This is a genomic window from Candidatus Neomarinimicrobiota bacterium (genome assembly GCA_022573815.1).
Taxonomy (GTDB): Bacteria; Fidelibacterota; SORT01; order SORT01; family SORT01; genus JACZTG01.
The window spans coordinates 18,675-40,151 of sequence record JACZTG010000014.1 but is presented as its reverse complement, the minus strand read 5'-3'; the positions used below and the strand labels follow the sequence as shown (position 1 = coordinate 40,151).

Genomic DNA, 21,477 nt, shown 5'->3' with positions numbered 1-21,477 from the left:
TTTGTACTGTCGCCGCCGTTGTGTGCTATCACTTCGGCGGCTTTTTAGGTAAAATTCATGTCATAATATTCAGCCCCTTTGGTTCAGGTGGCGAAGAGATTATTAGATATGGTATTCTCATCACCCGCCTTTTTCTTCATTGCTGATCTTCGAATTTTGAGTTACTATCCATCTAAAAATTGCCTACACCAAATAATGACCATTAGTAAAATCCCTCGAAAAATGTGAGCTGCCTTAGATTCGATCCGTCAGTGTCAATCAGCCAGAGCTGACCGTTTCCAGCCGGTATCGGATCACGATTGCTGAAGCTCCAGTGAAGAAATACGATGCTCTTGCCATCAGGGCTCCAGTCAAATCTCCAATCCGGACCATCGGTTAGCTCACGAAGGCTGCTCCCGTCACTGTTCATAATCCAAATAGCAGATAATTCTGTACCTGATTTCGAATACATTGCTATTTCACTACCGTCTGGAGAAAATCGAGGGTGAGAGTTATCCGAATCATCTGAGTTAGTGAGTTGTGTTATATTTGCAGTATCATCCACTGCAAGACGGAATATATTTGTTCCCAATGCTATGAAGATGAGGTCCGTTCCATCAGGTAACCAATCCGGCATCCTTCCCCTTGTGAGAAATGTCTTGTCCGAGCCATCAGCCCTTATAATTAATATACCACATGATTCAGTAGCTGGCGGCTCAACACTGGAGCCACAATTGGTAGTATTGTCATAAGCTATCCAATTTCGATCCGGGGACCATGCAGGAAAGAAATTCCTCCCCACAAACGTAAGCTGCAGAATGCTGCCGGTGTCTATCCGGGCAGGCTCAAGACTCAGGATATCAACAGTAAATATCTGGCCGCCTCTGTGCATAGCAAGACTGCTCCCGTCGGGACTCCAGGCAGGGTAACCGAAATGGCGAATAAGCGGCTGTTTATATCCTGTCTTTGCGTTTATTATCCAAATTCCTGAGAATACAGTGTCAGCGATACCATCGAAATCCGTGTCTATGCTGTCGCCATGTTCAACAGCTATCCATTTACCGTCGGGATGCCATGCGGGATTGTCGAAAAAAAAGGGTGGCCCTTCTAGAATAATACCTCCCTCTTCTTCAACTGGGGCCTCCGGCTCTGATGGTTTCTCACCACAGGCAACAGATAACAGTGTCCATACCAGGACATTAATTAAGGTCGTTCGATTCATTTTGTTATTTAGTGAAGGTCAACTGTTTGAGATTCGTTCCGTCAATGTTAATCAGCCAGAGCTCACCGTTGCCCTCTATCGGTTCATTGAAGTTCCGCCTAAGGAAGACAATTTGGTTGCCATCAGGGCTCCAGTCAAAACTACTGTCCGGACCATTCGTTATCTGTCGAAGTTCGGTACCGTCTCTTCTTATCGTCCAGATAACAGGGGGGAGACCGACTTGAGGTTGGGCGTAAAATGATATTATACTTCCATCAGGTGAAAATTTGGCTCCAGACCCATGCTCAAGCCATGTTGCATTAGCTCCACTTGTATCCATTATGTATATTTCTGTTCCTGTTTCTCCATTGGAAATGTAACGATGGTGTGCTATCCAATTTCCGTCCGGGCTCCAGTTCGGAATTCGCCACCCTCCCTGATCCGCGCTATCGCTTTCAGTGCTAATGTTTTGCTTTTCGGTTCCATCTGACCTCATGATCCAGATATCATATTTGGTATCATCTACATTCGAATCATAGGCAATCCATTTTCCATCTGAGCTCCATGATGGGAAAAAATTGGCTCCCATTGATGTCAACTTAAGCAGAGAGGTCGTGTCTATTTCTGGCGGTTCAAGACTGAGTATGTCAACAGTAAATATTTGGCCGCCGCTGTGCATAGCAAGACTGCTACCATCTTGATTCCACGCTGGAAAACCGAAACCGCGGATAAGCGGTTGCTTATATCCTGTCTCAGCATTTATAATCCAGATTCCGGAGAATGAAGTGTCAACGATACCGTCGAAATCTGTGTCTATGCTGTCACCGTGTTCGACGGCGATCCATTTACCGTCAGGATGCCATGCCGGATTGTCGAAAAAAGCGCCAAACTTGATAATATTGAGTCCGACACCGGGGTTTGTCGGATTATCGCTGCAGGAAACCATTAGCAGCGCCAATGTCAGAATATTTATTATGTCTGTTCGAATCATTTAAATAAGCATACCCGAGAAAACGTATAATAATATTAGAAATTATATTATATTCACCAATTTGGTGCGATATTCTAAAATGTCAAGAGAATATTCGATTACGACATCATTTCGTTCGTCGGATAGTCTGTCAAGTGTGCGGTCAGGCCACCGCCATTGGCGGGACAGGCTCCGCAGGAGAACCTTTGGCTCAAGTCCTAACCCGCACCCATTTATTACCAAAGATTATTTGAGCAAAACCATCCTCTTGGTTTCGGCTGATATTTGTATATTTCTGTCAGCCACAATTATAAATGCTTATGGAAAAATATGTGCAGAATTATAATTTGTCAAGCGACGAAGAGGATTATTTCATAAAACAAGTCAATATGACTCATTCATATTTGCTTGCAAGTTTGGCGAGTTTGATTTATCATTACTGACTGTAGTTGCCGGCGGGGGAATATACAAGGAGGCAAAAGTGGGACAACTAAAATTGAAAGGAAAAGTCATTCTTGCGCCGATGGCAGGAATTACGGACTCACCCTTCCGCGGACTCTGTAAAGCTGCGGGAGCAGCGCTTGTATATACGGAAATGACTTCATCACAGGGGATAGCGAGAGGCGCGTCAAATACGCTGCGTTATCTCGGATACGAAGAATCTGAGCGTCCCATCGGCATACAAATTTACGGGGAGAATACTGCGACTATGGAGTCGGCGGCTGTTGAAGTAATGAAATGGAAGCCTGATGTTCTCGATATGAATTTCGGATGTCCCGTCAATAAAGTCACGAAAAAGGGAGCGGGTTCGGCGTTGCTGAAAGACATCAAGCACTTGGAGGAAATTGTTCGCGCCGTGGTGAACGCCGTTGATATTCCGGTAACCGCAAAAATCAGGAGCGGCTGGGACGACAAGCATGTGAATGCGGTTGAGGTCGCTCAGATGTTTGAGGACGCGGGAATTTCGGGAATCAGTGTCCATCCCCGAACGAGGGAACAAAGTTTTTCGGGAGATGCGGATTGGAGTATCATCAAGCAGGTAAAAGAAGCCGTTTCAATTACCGTGATCGGTAACGGGGACATTGATTCTGCGGTGAAAGCGAAAAAATGTTTCGAGAGTACCGGATGCGATTATGTAATGATAGGCAGGGGAGCAATCGGCAGGCCGTGGATATTCAAGATAATAGAGCACTATCTCGAAACGGGAGAAACATTAGAAGAACCGGGCGACGAAGAAAAATTTCAAATTATAAGAGATTATATTGAAGCCGAAATACATTTCAGAGGCGAATTCAGCGCGCTTGGTCAGGCGAAAAAGATGATTTCATGGTTTATTTCGGGAATGCCAAACTGTCACAAAGCAACAAACGATTTCCAGCGTCTCAAGACTTTAGCGGAATTTTCTAAGAAATTAGACGAATATTCTATAGAAGTTCTGAAAGTTGAAGATCATTCAACCTGGGAGCCGGGCCAGATAGAAGAGATGGCGTTAGATTAATATTAAGAACAGAGAATTTGGAACGAGAAAAATACAGACCGATAGATTTTATCGACTTTACAAAATCTGAAAATAAAGATAAAATGAACTCCGCATTGGAAAAAGTAGCGGGGGAGCTGGGCAAAACTTATAATCTCCATATCGGCGGTAAGGAAGTAACCGCAAGGGAAACATTCAGTTCATTTAATCCTGCTAAAGCAGATCAAGTTATCGGGCATTTTCAAAAAGCAGGCGAAAAAGAAGCCAACGATGCTATTGACGCCGCCGTGGAGGCATATAAATCATGGTCGAAAACATCGGCGGAAGAACGAGCTGATTACATTTTCAAGGCTGCCGACATTATGCGGGAGCGGAGGATGGAGATATCCGCATGGATAATTTATGAAGTAGGCAAATCGTGGGTCGAGGCGGACGGCGAGATAGCCGAGGCAATAGATTTTTTAGAGTTTTACGGTCAGGAAGCGTTACGATATTCGGGAAATAAGCCTATGATTCCGATCAACGGTGAAGCTCCTTATACCACATACATACCGCTTGGCGTAGGCGTTATCATTCCGCCCTGGAATTTTCCGCTGGCGATTACGGCGGGGATGGCAGTTGCCGCAATCGTATCGGGTAACACGATAGTTCTCAAGCCATCCTCTGATTCTCCTGCGAATGCGTATCAGTTAGTGAAAATATTCGAGGAAGTCGGTCTGCCGGACGGCGTGCTGAACTATCTATCGGGACCCGGCGCTCTTGCGGGTGATAAACTGGTGAAGCATCCGAAAACACGATTTATAGCTTTTACGGGTTCGATGGAAGTCGGGCTTGAAATTAACCGAGTGGCGGCTGAGCACCAGGACGGACAGATTTGGATTAAACGTGTTTTGGTTGAGATGGGCGGCAAAGATGCCATTATAGTAGATTCGGAAGCCGACCTTGAAGATGCGGCAACGGGTGTTGTAGCGGCGGCTTTCGGATATGGCGGACAAAAATGTTCCGCATGCTCCCGACTGATAGTCGTGGAGGATGTTCACGACGAGCTTATGGAGAAAGTGATTCAGAAAACTTCCGAGCTCAAAATTGGTGATCCCGCAGACGGCTCAACATTTATGGGTCCTCTTGTAAATAAATCTTCTTTGGAGAAAGTTGAAGAATATGTGGAGATAGGAAAAGGTGAGGGAAAACTTTTGATAGGCGGAGAACGTGGCTCTGATGAAGGTTATTATTATAAGCCGACAATTTATGGCGATTTGGACAGGAGTTCCCGATTGGCGCAGGAGGAGATTTTCGGGCCTGTTTTAGCGGTGATGAAAGCTAAGGATTTTGACGATGCACTCGACATTGCAAACGATACGATTTTCGGACTTACAGGAGCGGTTTATTCCGCCAACAGAGAAAAATTAGAAAAGGCAACTCGTGAATTTCACGTGGGTAACCTTTATCTGAATCGCAAATGCACGGGCGCTTTAGTCGGCGTTCATCCGTTCGGCGGATTTAATATGTCGGGGACGGATTCAAAAGCAGGTGGAAATGACTACCTGCTTTTTTTTCAGCAAGCGAAATTGGTTTCGGAAAAGGTTCAATAGATCAGTCGGAAACTGCTTCCGGGAATCTCAATTAGTTTAATGGGTCGCCGCACTGTTGTTTATTTATAGATGATCAAAAATGTTATTGATCCAAGATTGATAAAAAAGATTGGAGTTTGATAGATGGCGGAAAGAATAAGAACTGTTATAATGGGGGCTGCGGGGCGTGATTTTCATAATTTTAATACCGTCTTCCGGGATAACGACAGTTACGAGGTTATCGCATTCACGGCAACGCAGATACCGAATATAGACGGCAGGGTTTACCCGAAGGAACTCGCGGGAGAACTTTATCCCGACGGAATACCTATCTATGAAGAATCAGAACTGATTGAGCTGATAAAAAAAGAGAATATTCATCAGGTGATTTTCGCATATAGTGATGTATCAAATCAGTATGTAATGGAAAAAGCATCCGAAGTTATGGCGGCGGGAGCGCAGTTCGGAGTAATGGGAGCCGAGCAGACAATGCTGAAATCCACCAAACCTGTCGTTGCGGTTTGCGCCGTTCGCACCGGCTCGGGTAAGAGTCAGACCACCCGGAGAGTCGCTGAAATTCTCAAGGAAATGGGTAAGAAAATAGCTATCGTCAGGCATCCGATGCCTTACGGAGACCTTGTGGCTCAGCGAGTTCAGCGTTTTGCGGAATACGATGACCTTGAGAAACACGACGTGACCATTGAAGAACGGGAAGAATATGAACCGCACATCGCCCGGGGCGACGTGGTGTTTGCGGGCGTTGATTATGAAGCGATTCTCAGGAAAGCCGAAGAGGAAGCAGATGTTATATTATGGGACGGCGGAAATAACGATCTGCCGTTTTTCAAACCGGACATATTATTTACCGTTGCCGACCCGCATCGCGCAGGACACGAACTTACTTACTATCCCGGCTCAACCTGCGTTAGATTAGCGGACGTTGTCATAATCAATAAGGTCAACACAGCCGAACGCGCGGATGTGGAGACTGTTATCAAAAATGTGAAATCTTTGAATCCGAATGTGACGATTATTGAAGCGGATTCACCTGTAACAGTTGATAAGCCGGAACTCATCAGCGGTAAACGAGTCCTCGTAGTGGAGGACGGCCCAACTTTGACGCACGGCGGAATGAAATACGGGGCGGGAGTCGTGGCGGCAAAAGAAGCAGGCGCAGCTGAACTGATAGACCCGCGGCCGTTTGCTGTCGGAACTATAAAAGAAACGTTCGAGAAATATCCCGACATCGGGACGCTCCTGCCCGCTATGGGATACGGGAACGGCCAGATGAAAGACTTGGAGGAGACTATTAACAGCACCGATTGTGATGCGGTGATCATAGCCACGCCAATCAACCTTACAAAACTTATCAGCATCGAAAAACCAACCGCTGTTGTGACTTATGATCTGGCTGTGAAAGGCTCGCCTAACATCGAGGAAGTGCTGAGCGATATATGAGCAGGAGTGATTCCAAGCGCATCGTTATCGCTTTCGGAGGGAATGCCATTGTTTCCACCGGTCAGCGGGGAACCGTAGCCGAGCAATTCGCCAACGTTCGCAAGTCCCTGTTGAGCATAGCGAAAATCCTGAAGATTGGATATGATGTTATCATTACGCATGGGAACGGGCCGCAGGTTGGTGACGCGCTCCTTCGGGCGGAGATGGCGAGCGATGTTGTTCCTGTAAATCCGTTAGGAGTTTGCGTGGCGGAAACTGAAGGCACGATGGGATATATGATTCAGCAGACTCTTATGAACGTGCTCCATACCGCAAAGATCAAGCGACCGGTAGTGACTCTGCTTTCTCAATTGCTCGTTGACCCGAATGACAAGGCGTTTGATAATCCTTCTAAACCTATCGGTCCTGAATACGCTGAATGGGAGGCTGTGAAACTTCAGCACGAAAGAGGCTGGAAACTGAAGAAAAATTCGCACGGAAAATACAGACGAGTGGTTGCTTCTCCGGTTCCGTTGGAACTATTAGAGGCAGATGTTCTCAAGCTGCTTGTGGAGAACGGCAGCGTGGTAATAGCCGCCGGCGGCGGAGGAATTCCCGTCTGCAAAGACAAAAATGGAATAATTGACGGCGTTGACGCGGTGATTGATAAAGACCTGGCATCAGCCCTTTTAGGAGAAGTAGTGGGAGCGTCTCATCTCATTTTGGCGACTGCCGTTGACGGAGCATATCTGAATTTTAACACGCAAGGCCAGGAGCTGCTGAAGGAGCTGAAGGTAAACGATGCTCACAGGTTCTTGGAAGTAGGTCATTTCCCGGCAGGCTCAATGGGGCCGAAGATTCAGGCAGCAATAAATTTTTGTGAGAACGGAGGAGATAAGGCGATTATCTGTTCCGTGGATGAAATCGTAAACGCCCTTGAGGGCAAAAGCGGGACGACACTGACATTATGAAAATTCATGAATATCAGGCAAAGGCAATATTGAAAGATTTCGGGGTACCTGTGCCTCGGAGCGGAGTAGCGGAAACCCCGGAAGAAGCAAGGAAGATAGCGGAAGAATTGGGGGGAGGCACTGTTGTTGTTAAGGCGCAGATCCACGCCGGCGGAAGGGGAAAAGGCGGCGGAGTTAAACTCGCTTCCAATGCCGCTGAAGCGGAATCATTCGCCGCGGAAATTCTCGGGATGAATCTTGTGACGCATCAGACGGGACCGGAAGGGAAACAGGTAAATATCGTCCTTATAGAAGAGGGAGTGAAGATCGCCCGGGAACTCTATTTCGGAATCGTCCTCGACAGAGCCGCGAGTCAGTTGACGCTGATGGCGAGCAAAGAGGGCGGCGTTGAAATTGAAAAAGTGGCTGCGGAAAATCCCGATGCCATCTTGAAAGAACGGATAGACCCCGCCGTTGGTGTTCAGCCGTTCCAGCTCCGCAAACTTGCGTTCGGACTCGGATTGAAAGGAAACGCATTTAAGGAAGCGACTAAATTCTTCGGAAAGCTGCTGACCGCTTACATCGCGAAGGATGCGTCACTTTTGGAGATAAACCCGCTGGTCATCACTGAAGACGACAAGGTCATCGCTCTCGACGCCAAGATGAACTTCGATGATAACGCTCTATATAGGAATAAAGAAATTACCGAACTTAGAGACGAGACCGAGGAAGACCCGTTTGAAGTTCAGGCGTCCAAATACGGTTTGAATTACATCAAACTCGACGGGAATATCGGCTGTATGGTGAATGGCGCCGGACTCGCTATGGCTACGATGGACATAATTAAACTTTCGGGTGCGGCGCCTGCGAATTTCCTTGACGTCGGCGGCGCGGCAAGCGTGGAAACAGTGCAGAACGGTTTCAAGATTCTTATGGGCGACCCGGCGATAAAAGCCGTCCTCATAAATATTTTCGGTGGAATTGTCCGGTGCGATATTGTGGCAAACGGTGTGGTGGAAGCGGCGAAGAACGTTAAGATAAACGTCCCGCTTATTGTGCGGTTGGAAGGCACCAACGCCGAAAAAGGCTCCAAAATCTTGAGAGAGTCCGATGTTGAGATCAATGTGGCAAAAAGTTTTCTCGAAGGCGCTCGAAAAGCCGCTGAACTCGCCAAGGCAGGAGGTTGAGATGAGCATCTTAGCGGACAGAAATACGCGGTTGATCGTGCAGGGCATAACGGGCGGAGAGGGTTCATTTCATACTCGTCAGATGGTGGAATACGGAACGAATGTAGTCGCGGGAGTCACGCCCGGCAAAGGTGGAGAGAATCTCGACGGTATCGCAGTCTTTGATACGGTTGCGGACGCTGTGAAGGAAAAGGAAGCGAACGCATCGGTCATTTTCGTGCCGCCGCCGTTCGCTGCCGACGCCATAATGGAAGCTGCCGCCGCTGGAGTGGAGCTCATCATCTGCATCACCGAGGGAATCCCCACGCTTGATATGATAAATGTCCATGAATATCTGAAAAACCGGAATTCACGCCTTGTAGGACCAAACTGCCCCGGCTTGATTACTCCGGGCGAAGCGAAGATCGGTATTATGCCGGGCTTCATCGCCACCGAAGGAAAAGTCGGCGTCATCAGCCGAAGCGGAACGCTCACTTACGAAGCGGTTGACCAGCTGACGAAATTAGGTCTGGGTCAGTCAACCTGTATCGGCATCGGCGGCGATCCGATAATCGGCTCATCTTTCAAAGACCTGCTAATTCTATTTGAGGCGGATGAAGAAACAAACGCTGTAGTGATGATCGGCGAGATTGGCGGAACGGCGGAGGAAGAAGCCGCTGAATATGTAAAAGAGAATATGTCCAAACCCGTCATAGGATTTATAGCGGGTCGGACGGCTCCTCCCGGCAAACGGATGGGTCATGCCGGCGCTATCATCGCCGGCGGAAAAGGCACCGCTGTTGAGAAGATGGAAGCGCTGCGGAATGCAGGCATCCATGTCTGCGAAAGCCCCGCTGAAATCGGAGAGACTACCGTTAAAGCGCTTGGTTAGAATGGGTTGTAGATTTCCCCTCCTTTCAAAGGAGGGGATAAAGGCGAAGTCGGGGGGTGGTTGGCTTTTTCCGATGGCGGTCAGGGCAAGTGAATCCCGCTGTAAGCGGCGGCCCTAACTCGCACATTACGCCTCTCCCCTTGAGGGGAGTGTCCGGCGAAGCCGGACGAGGGGTGTGACCGTTCGGTAACGGAAGTATTTGAGTTATTTTCAGAATCACACCCACCGTCACTTCGTGCCACCTCCCTCGAGGGAGGAGATTTCCCCCTCCTTTTCAAGGAGGGGATAAAAGTGGTGGTTCTACCGACTGCCCGTGATATAGTTCTCGAGTTGACCCATTATGAAATCCTGCTCGGAGATTATCGCCTTGACCACATCCCCGATAGAAATCAGGCCCACCAATTCATCACTCTCAAATACAGGCAGGTGGCGGATTCGCTTTTCCGTCATCAATGCCATACACTCTACTATGGTCTGTTCCGGGCTTACATGATGAATCGTGGTACTCATAATTTCTTTAATAAGCGTATTTTTTGATGCTTTCCCTTTCAGGATAACTTTTCGGGCGTAGTCCCTCTCCGAAAACATCCCCACTATTTTTTCTGATTCGATCACAGGCAAAGCCCCCACATTCTTTTCAGCCATATATTCAAGAGCTTCAAATACGTGTGTATCGGGCGAAACGTTCCAGACCTCGCTCCCTTTGTTCTTTAAGAGTTCTTTGACAATTTTCATCATCTGACTCCTATTTTAATTGACTATCTCCATTTGGTATTACCAGCTCTCTTTTTTAACCCGGTCGGAGGGAATACCAATCTTTTCAACATACTCAAGCATCGTATTGACAAACCGCGGCGTGGGTTCAACTCCGGCTTCTTTCGCTTTTTTCTTCTCTATTCCTGTAATTGCCGGACCACAGACAAAAGCCACCGTGGAATCAATGTCGTCTATCTGACTTTTTATCAAATCGATATCAGGTCTTCCGAAATGGACGCCCCTTGATTCGAGTTTGCTGTTTTCTTCTCTTGTGATAGTGTGTATGATCTTAAATTTATCAGGATAATCGGCTGCCAGCTCATTTAAGCTGTCTCTGAAAATAATGTCATTCCAGGTTTTATTGGTAAATATCAGGGTATGTTTTTTATCGGAGCCGTTATTCAGTTCGTCTTTGATGATGGAATAGTTTGGTACTATCCCGCTTCCGGCGCACAGGTGCAGAATATGGTCACAGCCGTTTTGTACCGCTTCGTCCACAATGTAAGAGCCTGTATATCCTTTTATTTTCATCTTCGTACCTACGGGAGTACGGAACGTGAGAAGCGGAGAGAGGAGAGGAGGATATTTTGTTTCTCCCGGATAATAGACGTCCTCTTTCACGGTAAACGAAACATACTTTTCATTGGGAGCGCTGGACATTGAATACGCTCTCGGCGGCTCTTTTTTCCCTTTAAGGAGTTCCAGATAGCTGCACCACCTTTCGAGGGCGGGAAATTGATGAGGGTCCACGGTAAGAAATTGTCCCGCTTGATATTCGGGTGATTCTTGTCCTGTGAACAGGAAAAGTGTCGTACTGTCTTCTGTCTCCCGAACAACGTCTGATACGATTACCTCCATTTCTTGAATCATTTGCTAATCTCCTCCAAACTTCTAATAATATAAACGCGGCTTCGGGTTCAAAGAGTTTCCGGCGTTTGGGTTGTGATAAGGGTGTCATTTTCGGCTAAAACTATAAGAAATGTAAGGCGTTTCATATCGGCCTCCACGGTTTGTCAGTTACCTCACCATACCTCACGGCCCAAAATTTCAAATTATAAGATTACCTGTTTAGAAACATCTAAATATATGAATTATATCTGTAATATCAAGATTTTGTGTGATTAAAAATTAGTTTCTGATTATCTTCGGGAGGATATAATTGGAGGGATTACATTATGAAACAATTAATTACGATACTTATGATTATTGGTTTTACAACTATTTTCGGGAGCTGTTCGGAGCGCGCTCTTTTCTCATCAGGCAGATGGATTGACCTTACCCATGACTTTTCTTCGGAAACCGCTTATTGGCCCACGGCAGATTCGTTCAAGTTGGAGGAAGTTTTTAAGGGATTTACGGAAAAAGGTTTTTACTATTCCGCGAATAACTTCAGCGCGGCTGAACACGGCGGCACGCACATAGATGCGCCTGTTCATTTTGCCGAAGGGAAACAGAGTGTGGATATGATTCCGCTGAGTAATCTGATAGCCGCTGCGGTGGTAGTTGACGTTTCTGACAAGACGATGAAAAACAGGGATTATCAAATAGTTGTGGCTGATTTTATCGGTTGGGAGGCCCAATACGGCATTATTCCTGACGGAGTCATCGTACTGCTGAATACCGGTTATGCGGCGTTCTGGTCTGACAGAGAGAAGTATATGGGAACCGCCGAACGGGGAGCCGGGGCAGTTTCGGAATTACATTTTCCGGGTCTGCATCCGCAAGCGGCGAAATGGCTTGTGGAAGAGAGGAAGATCAAAGCCATCGGGCTTGATACTCCCAGCATAGATTACGGTCAATCAGTATTATTTGAGAGCCACCAAATTCTATTTAGTGAAAATATTCCTGTGTTCGAAAACGTATCCAACATTCACATTTTACCTGCCACCGGCTCTTTCGTGATAGCCCTACCGATGAAAATAATGGGAGGCAGCGGCGGTCCGCTCAGGATAGTAGCATTTGTTCAGGATAAATCCTGATTAGTACATTACGCCTCTTCCCTTGAGGGGAGTACCACGTAGTGGGGAGCCTGCCCGACTTATGTCAGGCGGGGGGTGTAATCGAATGATAACTGAAGTATTTGAGTTATTTTCAGAATCACACCCACTCCCGATAGATCGGGATAAACTCATCTCCCTCGAGGGAGGAGATTTCCCCCTCCTTTTCAAGGAGGGGATAAAGGCGAAGTCCCGAAGCAAGCGGGGGGGTTAGCATATTTCGATAGCGGTCAGTCCGTCAGCCGACGGATAAACCCGTGCATCTTTAATACGTGAATTTGAGCTTGAGTGCTGGTTGGGGCTTGCCTGTTACGCTGAAAAGCGGTGGCAGCCTGCTAAGAAATGTGGCAATAAAGCAAGAATTAATTAAGAAAAATAGCCATATTAATTATCTTCAGTTCTATCACTATTATGGCCCTTATGGACTATATTAGAAGTTCATCCAATAAAGTTATCGATCTTTTTTGCCAAATTTGCGAAGCACACTTTAGCGATCCAACCGACCTCAATTCTCTCAAAACTAAAGAGCCTACATTGATAGCATTTTCTGATTCCTTAAAAGAGTATCAAAAGAACGGAGATGCTGTCAAAATAAATACAAACACTAAAGGCAAGATGATAAACAATATAAATTCGGCACTGAAGAAAATTCCTCCTAATAATTAGACTATCAGATACTTATATTCAATCTGAATATGAGCCTTGCCGATTACAATAAGTATATCCGTTTCGGGACATCCACATGGACTTACGAGGGATGGAAAGGGACTATATACAACCGTGTGTACACAAAATCGAACTTCAAGCAGACCTGTTTGGAGGAGTACGCCGAGTATCCGCTGTTCGGAACTGTGGGGATCGACCACACTTTTTACGGGCCGGCGAGTGACGAAACGCTGAAGCGGTACGCGTCGCAGCTGCCTGACGGGTTCGAATGCTGCAGCAAAGTCTGGGAGCGGATAACCATTCCGAGGTATGGAAAGAACAAGCGGTACGGGAAATTAGCGGGAGAGAAGAACCCCGATTTTCTGAATGCGGAGCTTTTTATAGACGGCGTGCTTCCTCCGTTCGCCCGGTCGTTCAGCGGTCACACGGGACCGTTCATATTTCAGTTTCAGACTCAATATCCGCCCAAACCGAAGAATGCTGAGGATAATCCTGCTGTACGACTGAGAGAGGCGTTCACAGAAAAATTAGATGCTTTCTTGGGGAAATTGCCCACTGATTTTATGTATTCGATAGAAGTGCGGAACAGAGACTTTCTCACGCCCGAATATTTCGCAATGCTCTCCAAGCATAAGGTATCGCACGTTTTCAACCATTGGACTCATATGCCGTCTATCGGGGAGCAGCACGCTATATCCGGGTCTATCACGGACGCTGGGCATCTGGTGGCGCGAATTCTCACGCCTTTAGGAACGGCATATAAACAGGCGGTGGACAAATTCTTTCCTTATAATGAGGTGAAACAGCCGATGGAGAAGATGCGGCGGGACGTGGCAGACCTGGCACGCGAGGCGATAAATCTTAAGAAGAAAGCGTATGCCATCGTGAACAACCGCGCCGAGGGGAACGCTCCTGGAACTATCGAGGCAATTGATGCTATGATTCGCAGCGACATCGGTTAACGATGGCGAAGATCCCGGATGATATTGAAGTCCGAAAGATCGGGTTGGAGCGAAAAGTAAACCCTGAGAAAGGCTGGTCTGAATGGTGGGCAGGAACTCAGTTTTATCCTGATGTGGAGGACGCCGTTTTGGCTTATTATGTCGCGAACGGGAATTTCAGCGGAATCCGTACAACCTATCGAATTTGGAAGGAAGCGTTTCGCGGGATAGGCACGAACCGGAAATCTTCGTCGAATCAACTTATCACTGTTTTGCGGTCGTTGGACAGCGGAGCGACAGACGCATTAAAAAGCCTGATAAAATCTACCGACAGAAAAGGCGCACCCGATTTGCTGCTTTCCAAAGATGGCGAGGTTTACTTCGCGGAAGTAAAAGTGTCCGATTCCCTGTCAACACAGCAGTTGGCATGGCTGAAAGGTATGATTAGTACGGGTCTGAACGTTTTTATCGTGCGGGTGAAACCCGATTATGTCGGCGTTCAGGTCACGAAGGATGACTATATTATCGGAGAGTTCGAGAAAGAGATGTGGGATTATATCAGCAGCGCTGACAATCCTGAAATGCGTAACGCATTCGCTTACGCCAAGCGGTCGCTGACGAATTTTGACGGCTACGACATTAATTCGGCATTGGAATTCGAGTCCCGCATTCATAAACTATACACCACCGAACGACTGGAAGAAACTTTTAACAGACTCAGCAAAAAAAGAGAGGATTGAAGATGACTCCACCTTTGAGAAGAGACTTTTTGAAAACAGGCGGGCTGATGCTGGCAGCTTCCGGATTAGGGATATTCAGCAATTCCAACAATGCGGTTTCCTCGTCTAAATCTTCGGCAATGCTTTCGGACGCTCCGCAACCGATAAATGATAAAGACAGGAGGGAGCGGGAAGAACGGGCTAAAGCGCTGATGTTGAAAAACAATATGGACGCAATTCTCCTCACGGGCGGCTCATCAATGGAATATTTCACAGGCGTAAAATGGCGGCGTTCGGAGCGGACTTTCGCCTGCGTGATTCCGAGAGAAGGGAATACGATGTGGGTCAGTCCGGGGTTTGAAGCGGACAGAGCGGAGGCGACTATCGGCTCGGGGGCTAATATTTATATTTGGGAAGAAGAGGAATCTCCGTTCAAATTATTGGCGGGAATCTTCAAGGATTTGAAGATAAATAAGGGACGAATCGGCTTGGAGGAGACTATCCGGTATTTCGTTTCCGAAGGACTTAAAGAAGCGGCAAAAGACGTTGAATTCGTTTCCGCAAACCCTGTTGTGAACGGTTGTAGAGGCATCAAAACAGCTCATGAGATAGAGCTGTTACGGTATATCAATAATGTAACACATAATATACTTCAATCTACGTTCAGTCAGATGAAAGATGGGATGTCTCAGCGCGAACTCGCCACTGTTTTATCATCGGAATACGCCGAGCGCGGACTTCGGGAATGGGCTATTGTCCTGTTCGGAGCCAACGCCGCTTTTCCTCACGGAACGGACAAAAGGGAGCTGTTGTTTCCGGGTCAGATGGTACTTGTGGACACGGGAACTTCCTTTAACGGCTATCAGTCGGATATGACGCGGACTGTCATTTTCGGCGAGCCTTCCAAGAGGCAGCTGGATGCCTGGAACGCAGTTAAAAACGCGCAATCAGCCGCATTGGAAAAAGCGGCTCCCGGAGTGAAGGCGGAAGATGTGGATAAAGCTGCTCGCAAGGTGATCGAAAAATCGGGATTCGGAAAAGGATATAGCGTCTTCACTCACCGGGTGGGGCATGGCATCGGAATGGACGGTCACGAGTTCCCCTATCTCGTCAAAGGAAACAGACTCCGTTTGCAGCAGGGGATGACGTTCAGCAACGAGCCGGGGATATATATTCAGGGTGAGCTGGGCGTGCGAATCGAGGATATAATGCATATCACAGAAAACGGCGCGGAGCTGCTGACTCCGCAAACTAAATCAATGACGGAAATCTGATTTGTCCGGGTTCACTGAAAGTCTGGGGATAAAACCGGGCGACAGCGTTGTCGTATTGGACGACGGCAATACGATATTCCGCCGATTGAGCATTGAGGCGCCGGAAGATGTGGCACTGCAAAAAAGGGTGTTGGGCGACAGGGTAGAGATGATAATCGTCCGCATAGGAGAAGGGCAGGATACGGGACAGCTCTTCAAGCGGATTCAGCAGGGGATTAAACCTGACGGCGTTATCTGGGCAGTATCGCATGCGAATAACGCTGAATTGCTTGCGGGAGCTTTGGAGGCCGGCTTAATAGAAACGGATACAATTAGCTTCAGCGAAGAGGAAGTGGGCGTCCGTTTCGTCAGAGAAGAAAAACACCGTTGATTCCATCCTTGCCAAATTTAAACCTTCATAATATATTTCAGACGTTTTGAAAATATTCACAGTCATATCCTATCTGCTTCTGCTTCAATCGTCCATATTTGCACAAAGCGAAGAGCAAATATTACGATATAAACCGGTGGACGAATTTATCGCAATGCGCGGAGTTCGTCAGATGTATAATTTTCAGTTTGACGAATCGAAGAAATCGTTTGAGGAGTTCACATTGCTTAATCCCGAGCATCCGTCGGGATATTTCTATCTGGTAGTGCTTGAGTGGTTCACGCTCCGAATGGTGGAAGAGGATAAAGAGATTTGGAGCAGGATGCTTGACGGGCTTGATAACGTCATTGAGATTGCGGAGGCGCGGCTAAAGAAGCATCCTGACGATGCTCTCACTATGGTTTATCTCGGAGCCTCAAGGGGACTGAAAGCGCGTGTGGCATTGTCGAAGAATAACCTGTTAGATACGTTCTATGACGCTCAAGCGGGATTTTCCATCATCAATGACGCAATGGAAGTGAACCCGACAATGATCGATCCGCTGATTGGAGTGGGCGTGTTCCATTATTTTATCGCGATCTCCGGGAGTTTTGTCAGGAGCATCGCATATATGGCGGGCTTGAGCTCGAGCAGAGAAGATGCGTTAAACGATTTGAATTACGTTGCCGAAAAAGGAATGTACGCCGCAATAGAAGCGCGGAGTTTTCTGATGTTCGCCTACGCCTATATTGAGGAGGATTACGAAAAGGCGCTCGGGTTCGCGCGCGGATTGGTGAATGAATTTGACAAGAATCCGTATTTCCGCGGCAAATTGGCGGACATCCTTCTTATGAACGGAATGCTTGATGAAGCCGATGAGCATATTGATATGATGCTTCCCTTATCCGACGGAATGCCGCAAAAGTATCTCGAAGAAATTGAAAATCGTGTTGCATATCTGAAAGGTGAAAAGTTGAGAAGGGAAGGGAATTTAGAGGAAGCGATAATAATTTTCACGGGATTAGCGAAGACATATACACTTGAATTCAAGTTCGGGCTGGCGTATATATACCTCCGAGCCGGAATGACCTACGATCAACTCGGTGCACGGAAGAAGGCGGTTAAGCAGTATAAAAAAGCGGTGAAGCTCGACAATTTTACATCAGCGGTAAGTTTGTCGAAAAAATATTTGAAGAACGCCTACAGCAAAACTGACGATCAACGCTGAATATTTTTTTACTATTAATTTGAGGTTGTTTTATTGATGGAACCCAACTTTTCATCACTCGTTCCGCCGTTAGTGGCCATATTTCTGGCTGTCTGGACAAGGCAGGTGTATCTCTCGCTATTTTTCGGCATCTTCGCCGGTTACACTATTCTCGCGGGATGGAATCCGTTTGTGGGATTCGGAGATTCGCTTGAGGGATTGCTTTTGGTGTTTGAGAGCCACTCCAACAGCAGCGTGATAATTTTCAGTGTCCTTATGGGAGTCCTTATAACCTATACTCAGGCATCGGGCGGAGTGACCGGGTTTATCAATTGGATAGAAAGTAAGAATCTTATCAAGTCGCGGCGTTCGGCAGGTCTTCTCGCCTGGGCTTTAGGCGTGGTGATATTTGTGGAAACGAACATTACAATTCTTGTAACAGGCACCGTTTGCAGACCGATATTCGACCGCTATAAAATTTCCCGGGAGAAGCTGGCGTACATCGTTGACAGCACATCGGCTCCTGTCTGCGTGATGATACCTTTAAACGCATGGGGCGCGTTTGTAATAGGTCTGTTGGTTGAGCAGGGGATAGAGCATCCCGTCTCAGTTTTCGTCAAGAGTATCCCTCTGAATTTTTATGCAATAATCGCGCTGCTGTTGGTTGTGGTTACAGTAATGTCGCAGAAAGAAATCGGTCCGATGAAAGCCGCTGAGGAGAGAGCTAAAAACTCTATCAATCCTGTCGCGGAAGCGCCAAAAGAATCAAGCGATGAAATGAAAAACCCGCGGGCTGTCAATATGCTTCTTCCAATTGGGGTGATGGTGGGGATGATGCCGGTAGGATTGTACATCACCGGCGACGGCAATATTATGAATGGAGAAGGTTCCGCTTCTGTTCTTCTGGCAGTTATGACCGCGATCTTTGTCGCAGCGGGATTATATAAAGTTCAGGGTGTGATGAATCTCGAGGGGCTAAGCAGGAATTTTGTGACTGGTGCGCGGGCGCTTCTGCCAATGGCAATATTAATGATGTTGGCATTTGCAATCGGCGACCTGACCGTCAAGATGGGAACGGGAGTATACGTCGCCGGAGTAATTGGCCCCTGGCTGAATCCGATACTCATTCCGGCTCTGCTGTTTTTGGTCTCTGCGGCAATTTCTTTTTCCACAGGAACCTCATGGGGCACATTCGCCATTATGATTCCTATCGCTGTTCCACTGGTGAGCAGCGTAGGCGGCGCGCTCCCTCTTTCGCTTGCGGCTGTTCTCGGAGGAGGAGTGTTCGGCGACCACTGCTCTCCGATTTCTGACACCACAATCATTTCAAGCCTTGTCTCGATGACAGACCATATTGAGCATGTAAAGACACAATTGCCTTATGCATTGGTCGCCGCGGCAGCCACCACATTATTTTTTATCATCGCTGCGGCAATATAATTGATAGATTGCAAAGATTTTCAATATTTCAGTGCATTAGCTATTGACATACGTTCTTTTATGTATTACAATCCTGATGCCTAAAGCACATTTGTGAGGAGGGGGAATCTCGAGGACTTGCTTTTACGCTTGGAAAGAAATCCAATCAAGGCAGAATATAAAATTGACTTTTCGATATGAGAATTTTAAAACGCCTCATTCGAAAAAATCTAAAGATAAATCTTAGAAAAATTGTAAGGAATATAAATGACGGACTTAAAAAACATTAAAACTAAGCTGGATGTATATGAATCATGGTTCAAGGAGCGATTCAAAATAATGGAATACTCTTTTGAGGTTCATGACAAATTAATTAAGCTTATAAAATCTGACGCGCCGGAAAAGGAAATCGCAAAGACATATGTGAAAGAAGTAAAGGCGTTATACGCAGGCGATCCTGAGCCGCTGTCTCGCCGAAACGCAGCTTATTATATATGGGGTCATCTGAAAAACGTAGTTTCCAGGAATGAAAAGAAACGAATTTTCAGTTTACTTGAGCATCTTGAGGGTAATGGAGATGGCCTTAGCGAGATCAAAAAGGAATTTCACCTACTTATGAATAAATATGACGTGGAAAATCTTTCCAATTCAAATTACTTTCATGATATGAGTTAGAATATATAAAAGCTTTAAATAAGCCTTTAAATCCGGTGAGTAAAATCATCGGATTTTTTGTAATTAGAATTACTTTTTAATCCTCCAAAATACCTTATTTATAAATCAAATAAAAAACCCCGGTGAGTGAGCGAATTGGTTCCATGTTTACCCGGCTGCATGGAAGTAGCGCCACCCCGGGGGTTTTTGTTTCTGTTGCCGACTTTTTTTGATAGTATGATTTTTCGTGAAATCCAATTTATCTAAAGCCTTTCTGATATTACTTACACTTTCGTCATTGCGGGCAAAGCGACGAAAGAATCTCGGAAAGAATGGATATTGTGGGAGTCGCGAATTATCACAACCTCAATGACTCTCATTGCTCTTGACAACTCAATCGGCTCAATCTATATTTAATTATCAGATTTAGCTAACTGTCAGAGGAGTTTCACAGCATTCAATTCAACTATATTTTCTATATAAGATTATTTAAACAGTCAGTTCTTTTATTTATCCTATCCGTTTATCTCGGAATAGGATTCAGTCGGAATCTATATGCCTCCAAACCGATGAAAATTGTAAATACGGGTTACGGCAGTGTTATTGATAAGGGAGTCTTCGGAGCGAAAAAGGAGGCTATCGCAGACGCTCTGCGCGGCGCAATTGCGCAGGCAATGGAACCAATGGTTAACTTTGAAGCAAATGCCGAAAATATGCGGCTCGTGGAAGAGAATATATATTCAAACAGATTTAGATATATTCGCCTTTTCGAAATTATCTCATCCGGGATAAATATTGACAGCCTTTATGTCGTCACTCTCCGCGCTTTGGTGGATTGGAAAGAAATTGAAAAAGACCTGGACGTTTTGGGATTGCTGCACAATCGTCTCGGAATGCCGAGTCTTATGCTTTTAGTTAGAGAATCGTCTTCTGATTTCGACAGCTACGGCGGCTTGGGATCGGTGGAACAAACCCTTCTTGCCAAATTCAAAAAGAAGGGATTTGAGTTTGTTAATATGGATTCGGAAAAAATTGTTTCATTTGCTGCTGATCTGAAATTGGCGAGAATCGAAGATTCGGTAGCTATCAATCTTGCCGATGAGCTGGGCGCTGACGTGGTGATAATCGGAGAATCTGAATTGTCAATCGTTGAGGACACAGACCGAAGTTCCGGAGCGATAATCTCAATTCAGGCTACCGTCCGGCTTCAAGCGGTGAAAGTAAATAACGGCGTTGTAATTGCTGAGGTCTCCGGACACGCGATTTACCCGCATCGTAACCCTGCATTAGGGGCTGCCCGAGCTATCGCCAAGGTTTCTTCGAAAGTCTCGGAAGAATTGTCCGCAGTTATTCAATATCGGTGGAAAACCGAGGTAAACGCCGGTAGGCAGATTCTTCTAAAAGTGCAGAATCTGCACGATTTCAACAGCTTTACCAACTTCAAAAAATGGCTGGATAGCGCTGTCCACGGGCTGTTTGCTGTAAGGAGCCGGAACTATAACGGTATTTCAGCGGAGTTTGAATTGATCGCGCGTTCCACTCCTGAAAAGATGGCTGCGGAACTTAACGGGAAGAGTTTCGGGGATTACGAAATTAAGGTCGTTGATCGGACGATTAATACGCTCACCATTTCGCTCGGCGATTCGAATTGACGATGTTTTTCTTCTCCCCTTGAGGGGAGTGTCCGCCACTTGGCGGGCGAGGTGTGTAATCAATCGGAATCGAAAATTTAAAGTTAATAATATAATCACACCGTCCCCGCCTGACATCAGTCGGACAGACTTCACTAACATAAATGCGCGTTCGCAATGACGCCGGAGGAAGAAAATTACGGCAAAAATATCCAGCTCAG

Annotated in this window: 19 protein-coding genes; 15 read left to right on the top strand and 4 right to left on the bottom strand. The window is 46.5% G+C overall.

The window, feature by feature from the left end; translation table 11 throughout:
• Nucleotides 1-202: 202 nt before the first annotated feature.
• Both IIB39_07150 and IIB39_07145 read right to left on the bottom strand, forming a co-directional pair.
• Nucleotides 203-1,201: a PD40 domain-containing protein gene (locus tag IIB39_07150; protein ID MCH8928474.1), complete on the bottom strand. Its 999-nt coding sequence runs from the start codon at nt 1,199-1,201 to the stop codon at nt 203-205.
• Between the two features lie 4 nt (nt 1,202-1,205).
• The gene (locus tag IIB39_07145) at nt 1,206-2,171 is read right to left on the bottom strand and encodes a PD40 domain-containing protein (protein MCH8928473.1); all 966 of its coding nucleotides are present in this window, start codon (nt 2,169-2,171) and stop codon (nt 1,206-1,208) included.
• Between the two features lie 460 nt (nt 2,172-2,631).
• On the opposite strand from IIB39_07145, the gene dusB reads away from it, so the two are divergent.
• The 6 genes from dusB (at nt 2,632) to sucD (ending at nt 9,643) form a co-directional block, all read left to right on the top strand.
• Complete coding sequence (gene dusB / locus IIB39_07140; protein ID MCH8928472.1) at nt 2,632-3,648, top strand: tRNA dihydrouridine synthase DusB; 1,017 nt, start codon at nt 2,632-2,634, stop codon at nt 3,646-3,648.
• 17 nt (nt 3,649-3,665) lie between these two features.
• Complete coding sequence (pruA, locus tag IIB39_07135) at nt 3,666-5,219, top strand: L-glutamate gamma-semialdehyde dehydrogenase (protein MCH8928471.1); 1,554 nt, start codon at nt 3,666-3,668, stop codon at nt 5,217-5,219.
• A gap of 123 nt (nt 5,220-5,342) precedes the next feature.
• Nucleotides 5,343-6,656, top strand: coding sequence for a GTPase (locus IIB39_07130; GenBank protein MCH8928470.1), 1,314 nt, complete (start codon nt 5,343-5,345; stop codon nt 6,654-6,656).
• Nucleotides 6,653-7,606 (top strand): carbamate kinase, encoded by a 954-nt coding sequence (gene arcC / locus IIB39_07125; GenBank protein MCH8928469.1) that lies wholly within the window; start codon nt 6,653-6,655, stop codon nt 7,604-7,606. Before IIB39_07130 ends, arcC begins: the two co-directional genes overlap by 4 nt.
• Nucleotides 7,603-8,772, top strand: coding sequence for an ADP-forming succinate--CoA ligase subunit beta (gene sucC / locus IIB39_07120; protein ID MCH8928468.1), 1,170 nt, complete (start codon nt 7,603-7,605; stop codon nt 8,770-8,772). Before arcC ends, sucC begins: the two co-directional genes overlap by 4 nt.
• A 1-nt stretch (nt 8,773) precedes the next feature.
• Entirely contained in the window at nt 8,774-9,643 is an 870-nt protein-coding gene (gene sucD / locus IIB39_07115) for a succinate--CoA ligase subunit alpha (GenBank protein MCH8928467.1), read from the top strand.
• Between the two features lie 300 nt (nt 9,644-9,943).
• Here sucD and IIB39_07110 read toward each other — a convergent pair whose 3' ends face one another.
• Both IIB39_07110 and IIB39_07105 read right to left on the bottom strand, forming a co-directional pair.
• The gene (locus tag IIB39_07110; GenBank protein MCH8928466.1) at nt 9,944-10,378 is read right to left on the bottom strand and encodes a CBS domain-containing protein; all 435 of its coding nucleotides are present in this window, start codon (nt 10,376-10,378) and stop codon (nt 9,944-9,946) included.
• 39 nt (nt 10,379-10,417) lie between these two features.
• Nucleotides 10,418-11,269, bottom strand: a complete 852-nt coding sequence (locus IIB39_07105) for an oxidoreductase (GenBank protein MCH8928465.1) — start codon at nt 11,267-11,269, stop codon at nt 10,418-10,420.
• 305 nt (nt 11,270-11,574) lie between these two features.
• Between IIB39_07105 and IIB39_07100 the strand changes: the two genes are divergently transcribed.
• The 9 genes from IIB39_07100 (at nt 11,575) to IIB39_07060 (ending at nt 21,277) form a co-directional block, all read left to right on the top strand.
• Nucleotides 11,575-12,378: a cyclase family protein gene (locus tag IIB39_07100; GenBank protein ID MCH8928464.1), complete on the top strand. Its 804-nt coding sequence runs from the start codon at nt 11,575-11,577 to the stop codon at nt 12,376-12,378.
• Between the two features lie 713 nt (nt 12,379-13,091).
• Nucleotides 13,092-14,024 (top strand): DUF72 domain-containing protein, encoded by a 933-nt coding sequence (locus IIB39_07095; protein MCH8928463.1) that lies wholly within the window; start codon nt 13,092-13,094, stop codon nt 14,022-14,024.
• Between the two features lie 2 nt (nt 14,025-14,026).
• On the top strand, nt 14,027-14,743 hold the full coding sequence (locus tag IIB39_07090) for a VRR-NUC domain-containing protein (GenBank protein ID MCH8928462.1): 717 nt from the start codon (nt 14,027-14,029) through the stop codon (nt 14,741-14,743).
• 2 nt (nt 14,744-14,745) lie between these two features.
• Nucleotides 14,746-15,996, top strand: a complete 1,251-nt coding sequence (locus IIB39_07085) for an aminopeptidase P family protein (GenBank protein MCH8928461.1) — start codon at nt 14,746-14,748, stop codon at nt 15,994-15,996.
• Between the two features lies 1 nt (nt 15,997).
• Nucleotides 15,998-16,366 carry a hypothetical protein gene (locus IIB39_07080; protein MCH8928460.1) on the top strand — a complete coding sequence of 123 codons (369 nt, stop codon included), beginning with the start codon at nt 15,998-16,000 and terminating at the stop codon, nt 16,364-16,366.
• A gap of 46 nt (nt 16,367-16,412) precedes the next feature.
• Complete coding sequence (locus IIB39_07075) at nt 16,413-17,573, top strand: hypothetical protein (protein MCH8928459.1); 1,161 nt, start codon at nt 16,413-16,415, stop codon at nt 17,571-17,573.
• Nucleotides 17,574-17,609: 36 nt separating this feature from the next.
• The gene (locus IIB39_07070) at nt 17,610-18,992 is read left to right on the top strand and encodes a sodium:solute symporter (protein ID MCH8928458.1); all 1,383 of its coding nucleotides are present in this window, start codon (nt 17,610-17,612) and stop codon (nt 18,990-18,992) included.
• 246 nt (nt 18,993-19,238) lie between these two features.
• On the top strand, nt 19,239-19,646 hold the full coding sequence (locus tag IIB39_07065) for a DUF1722 domain-containing protein (GenBank protein MCH8928457.1): 408 nt from the start codon (nt 19,239-19,241) through the stop codon (nt 19,644-19,646).
• A 548-nt stretch (nt 19,647-20,194) separates the two neighbouring features.
• The gene (locus IIB39_07060) at nt 20,195-21,277 is read left to right on the top strand and encodes a hypothetical protein (protein MCH8928456.1); all 1,083 of its coding nucleotides are present in this window, start codon (nt 20,195-20,197) and stop codon (nt 21,275-21,277) included.
• The last annotated feature ends 200 nt before the right edge of the window (nt 21,278-21,477 follow it).

Excerpts from the sequence above, each read along its gene's own strand:
- IIB39_07150 (MCH8928474.1), bottom strand. The coding sequence starts at position 1,201 with ATGAATCGAACGACCTTAATTAATGTCCTGGTATGGACACTGTTATCT.
- IIB39_07145 (MCH8928473.1), bottom strand. The coding sequence starts at position 2,171 with ATGATTCGAACAGACATAATAAATATTCTGACATTGGCGCTGCTAATG.
- IIB39_07130 (MCH8928470.1), top strand. The coding sequence starts at position 5,343 with ATGGCGGAAAGAATAAGAACTGTTATAATGGGGGCTGCGGGGCGTGAT.
- arcC (MCH8928469.1), top strand. The coding sequence starts at position 6,653 with ATGAGCAGGAGTGATTCCAAGCGCATCGTTATCGCTTTCGGAGGGAAT.
- sucC (MCH8928468.1), top strand. The coding sequence starts at position 7,603 with ATGAAAATTCATGAATATCAGGCAAAGGCAATATTGAAAGATTTCGGG.
- sucD (MCH8928467.1), top strand. The coding sequence starts at position 8,774 with ATGAGCATCTTAGCGGACAGAAATACGCGGTTGATCGTGCAGGGCATA.
- IIB39_07110 (MCH8928466.1), bottom strand. The coding sequence starts at position 10,378 with ATGAAAATTGTCAAAGAACTCTTAAAGAACAAAGGGAGCGAGGTCTGG.
- IIB39_07105 (MCH8928465.1), bottom strand. The coding sequence starts at position 11,269 with ATGATTCAAGAAATGGAGGTAATCGTATCAGACGTTGTTCGGGAGACA.
- IIB39_07100 (MCH8928464.1), top strand. The coding sequence starts at position 11,575 with ATGAAACAATTAATTACGATACTTATGATTATTGGTTTTACAACTATT.
- IIB39_07095 (MCH8928463.1), top strand. The coding sequence starts at position 13,092 with ATGAGCCTTGCCGATTACAATAAGTATATCCGTTTCGGGACATCCACA.
- IIB39_07090 (MCH8928462.1), top strand. The coding sequence starts at position 14,027 with ATGGCGAAGATCCCGGATGATATTGAAGTCCGAAAGATCGGGTTGGAG.
- IIB39_07085 (MCH8928461.1), top strand. The coding sequence starts at position 14,746 with ATGACTCCACCTTTGAGAAGAGACTTTTTGAAAACAGGCGGGCTGATG.
- IIB39_07070 (MCH8928458.1), top strand. The coding sequence starts at position 17,610 with ATGGAACCCAACTTTTCATCACTCGTTCCGCCGTTAGTGGCCATATTT.
- IIB39_07065 (MCH8928457.1), top strand. The coding sequence starts at position 19,239 with ATGACGGACTTAAAAAACATTAAAACTAAGCTGGATGTATATGAATCA.
- IIB39_07060 (MCH8928456.1), top strand. The coding sequence starts at position 20,195 with ATGAAAATTGTAAATACGGGTTACGGCAGTGTTATTGATAAGGGAGTC.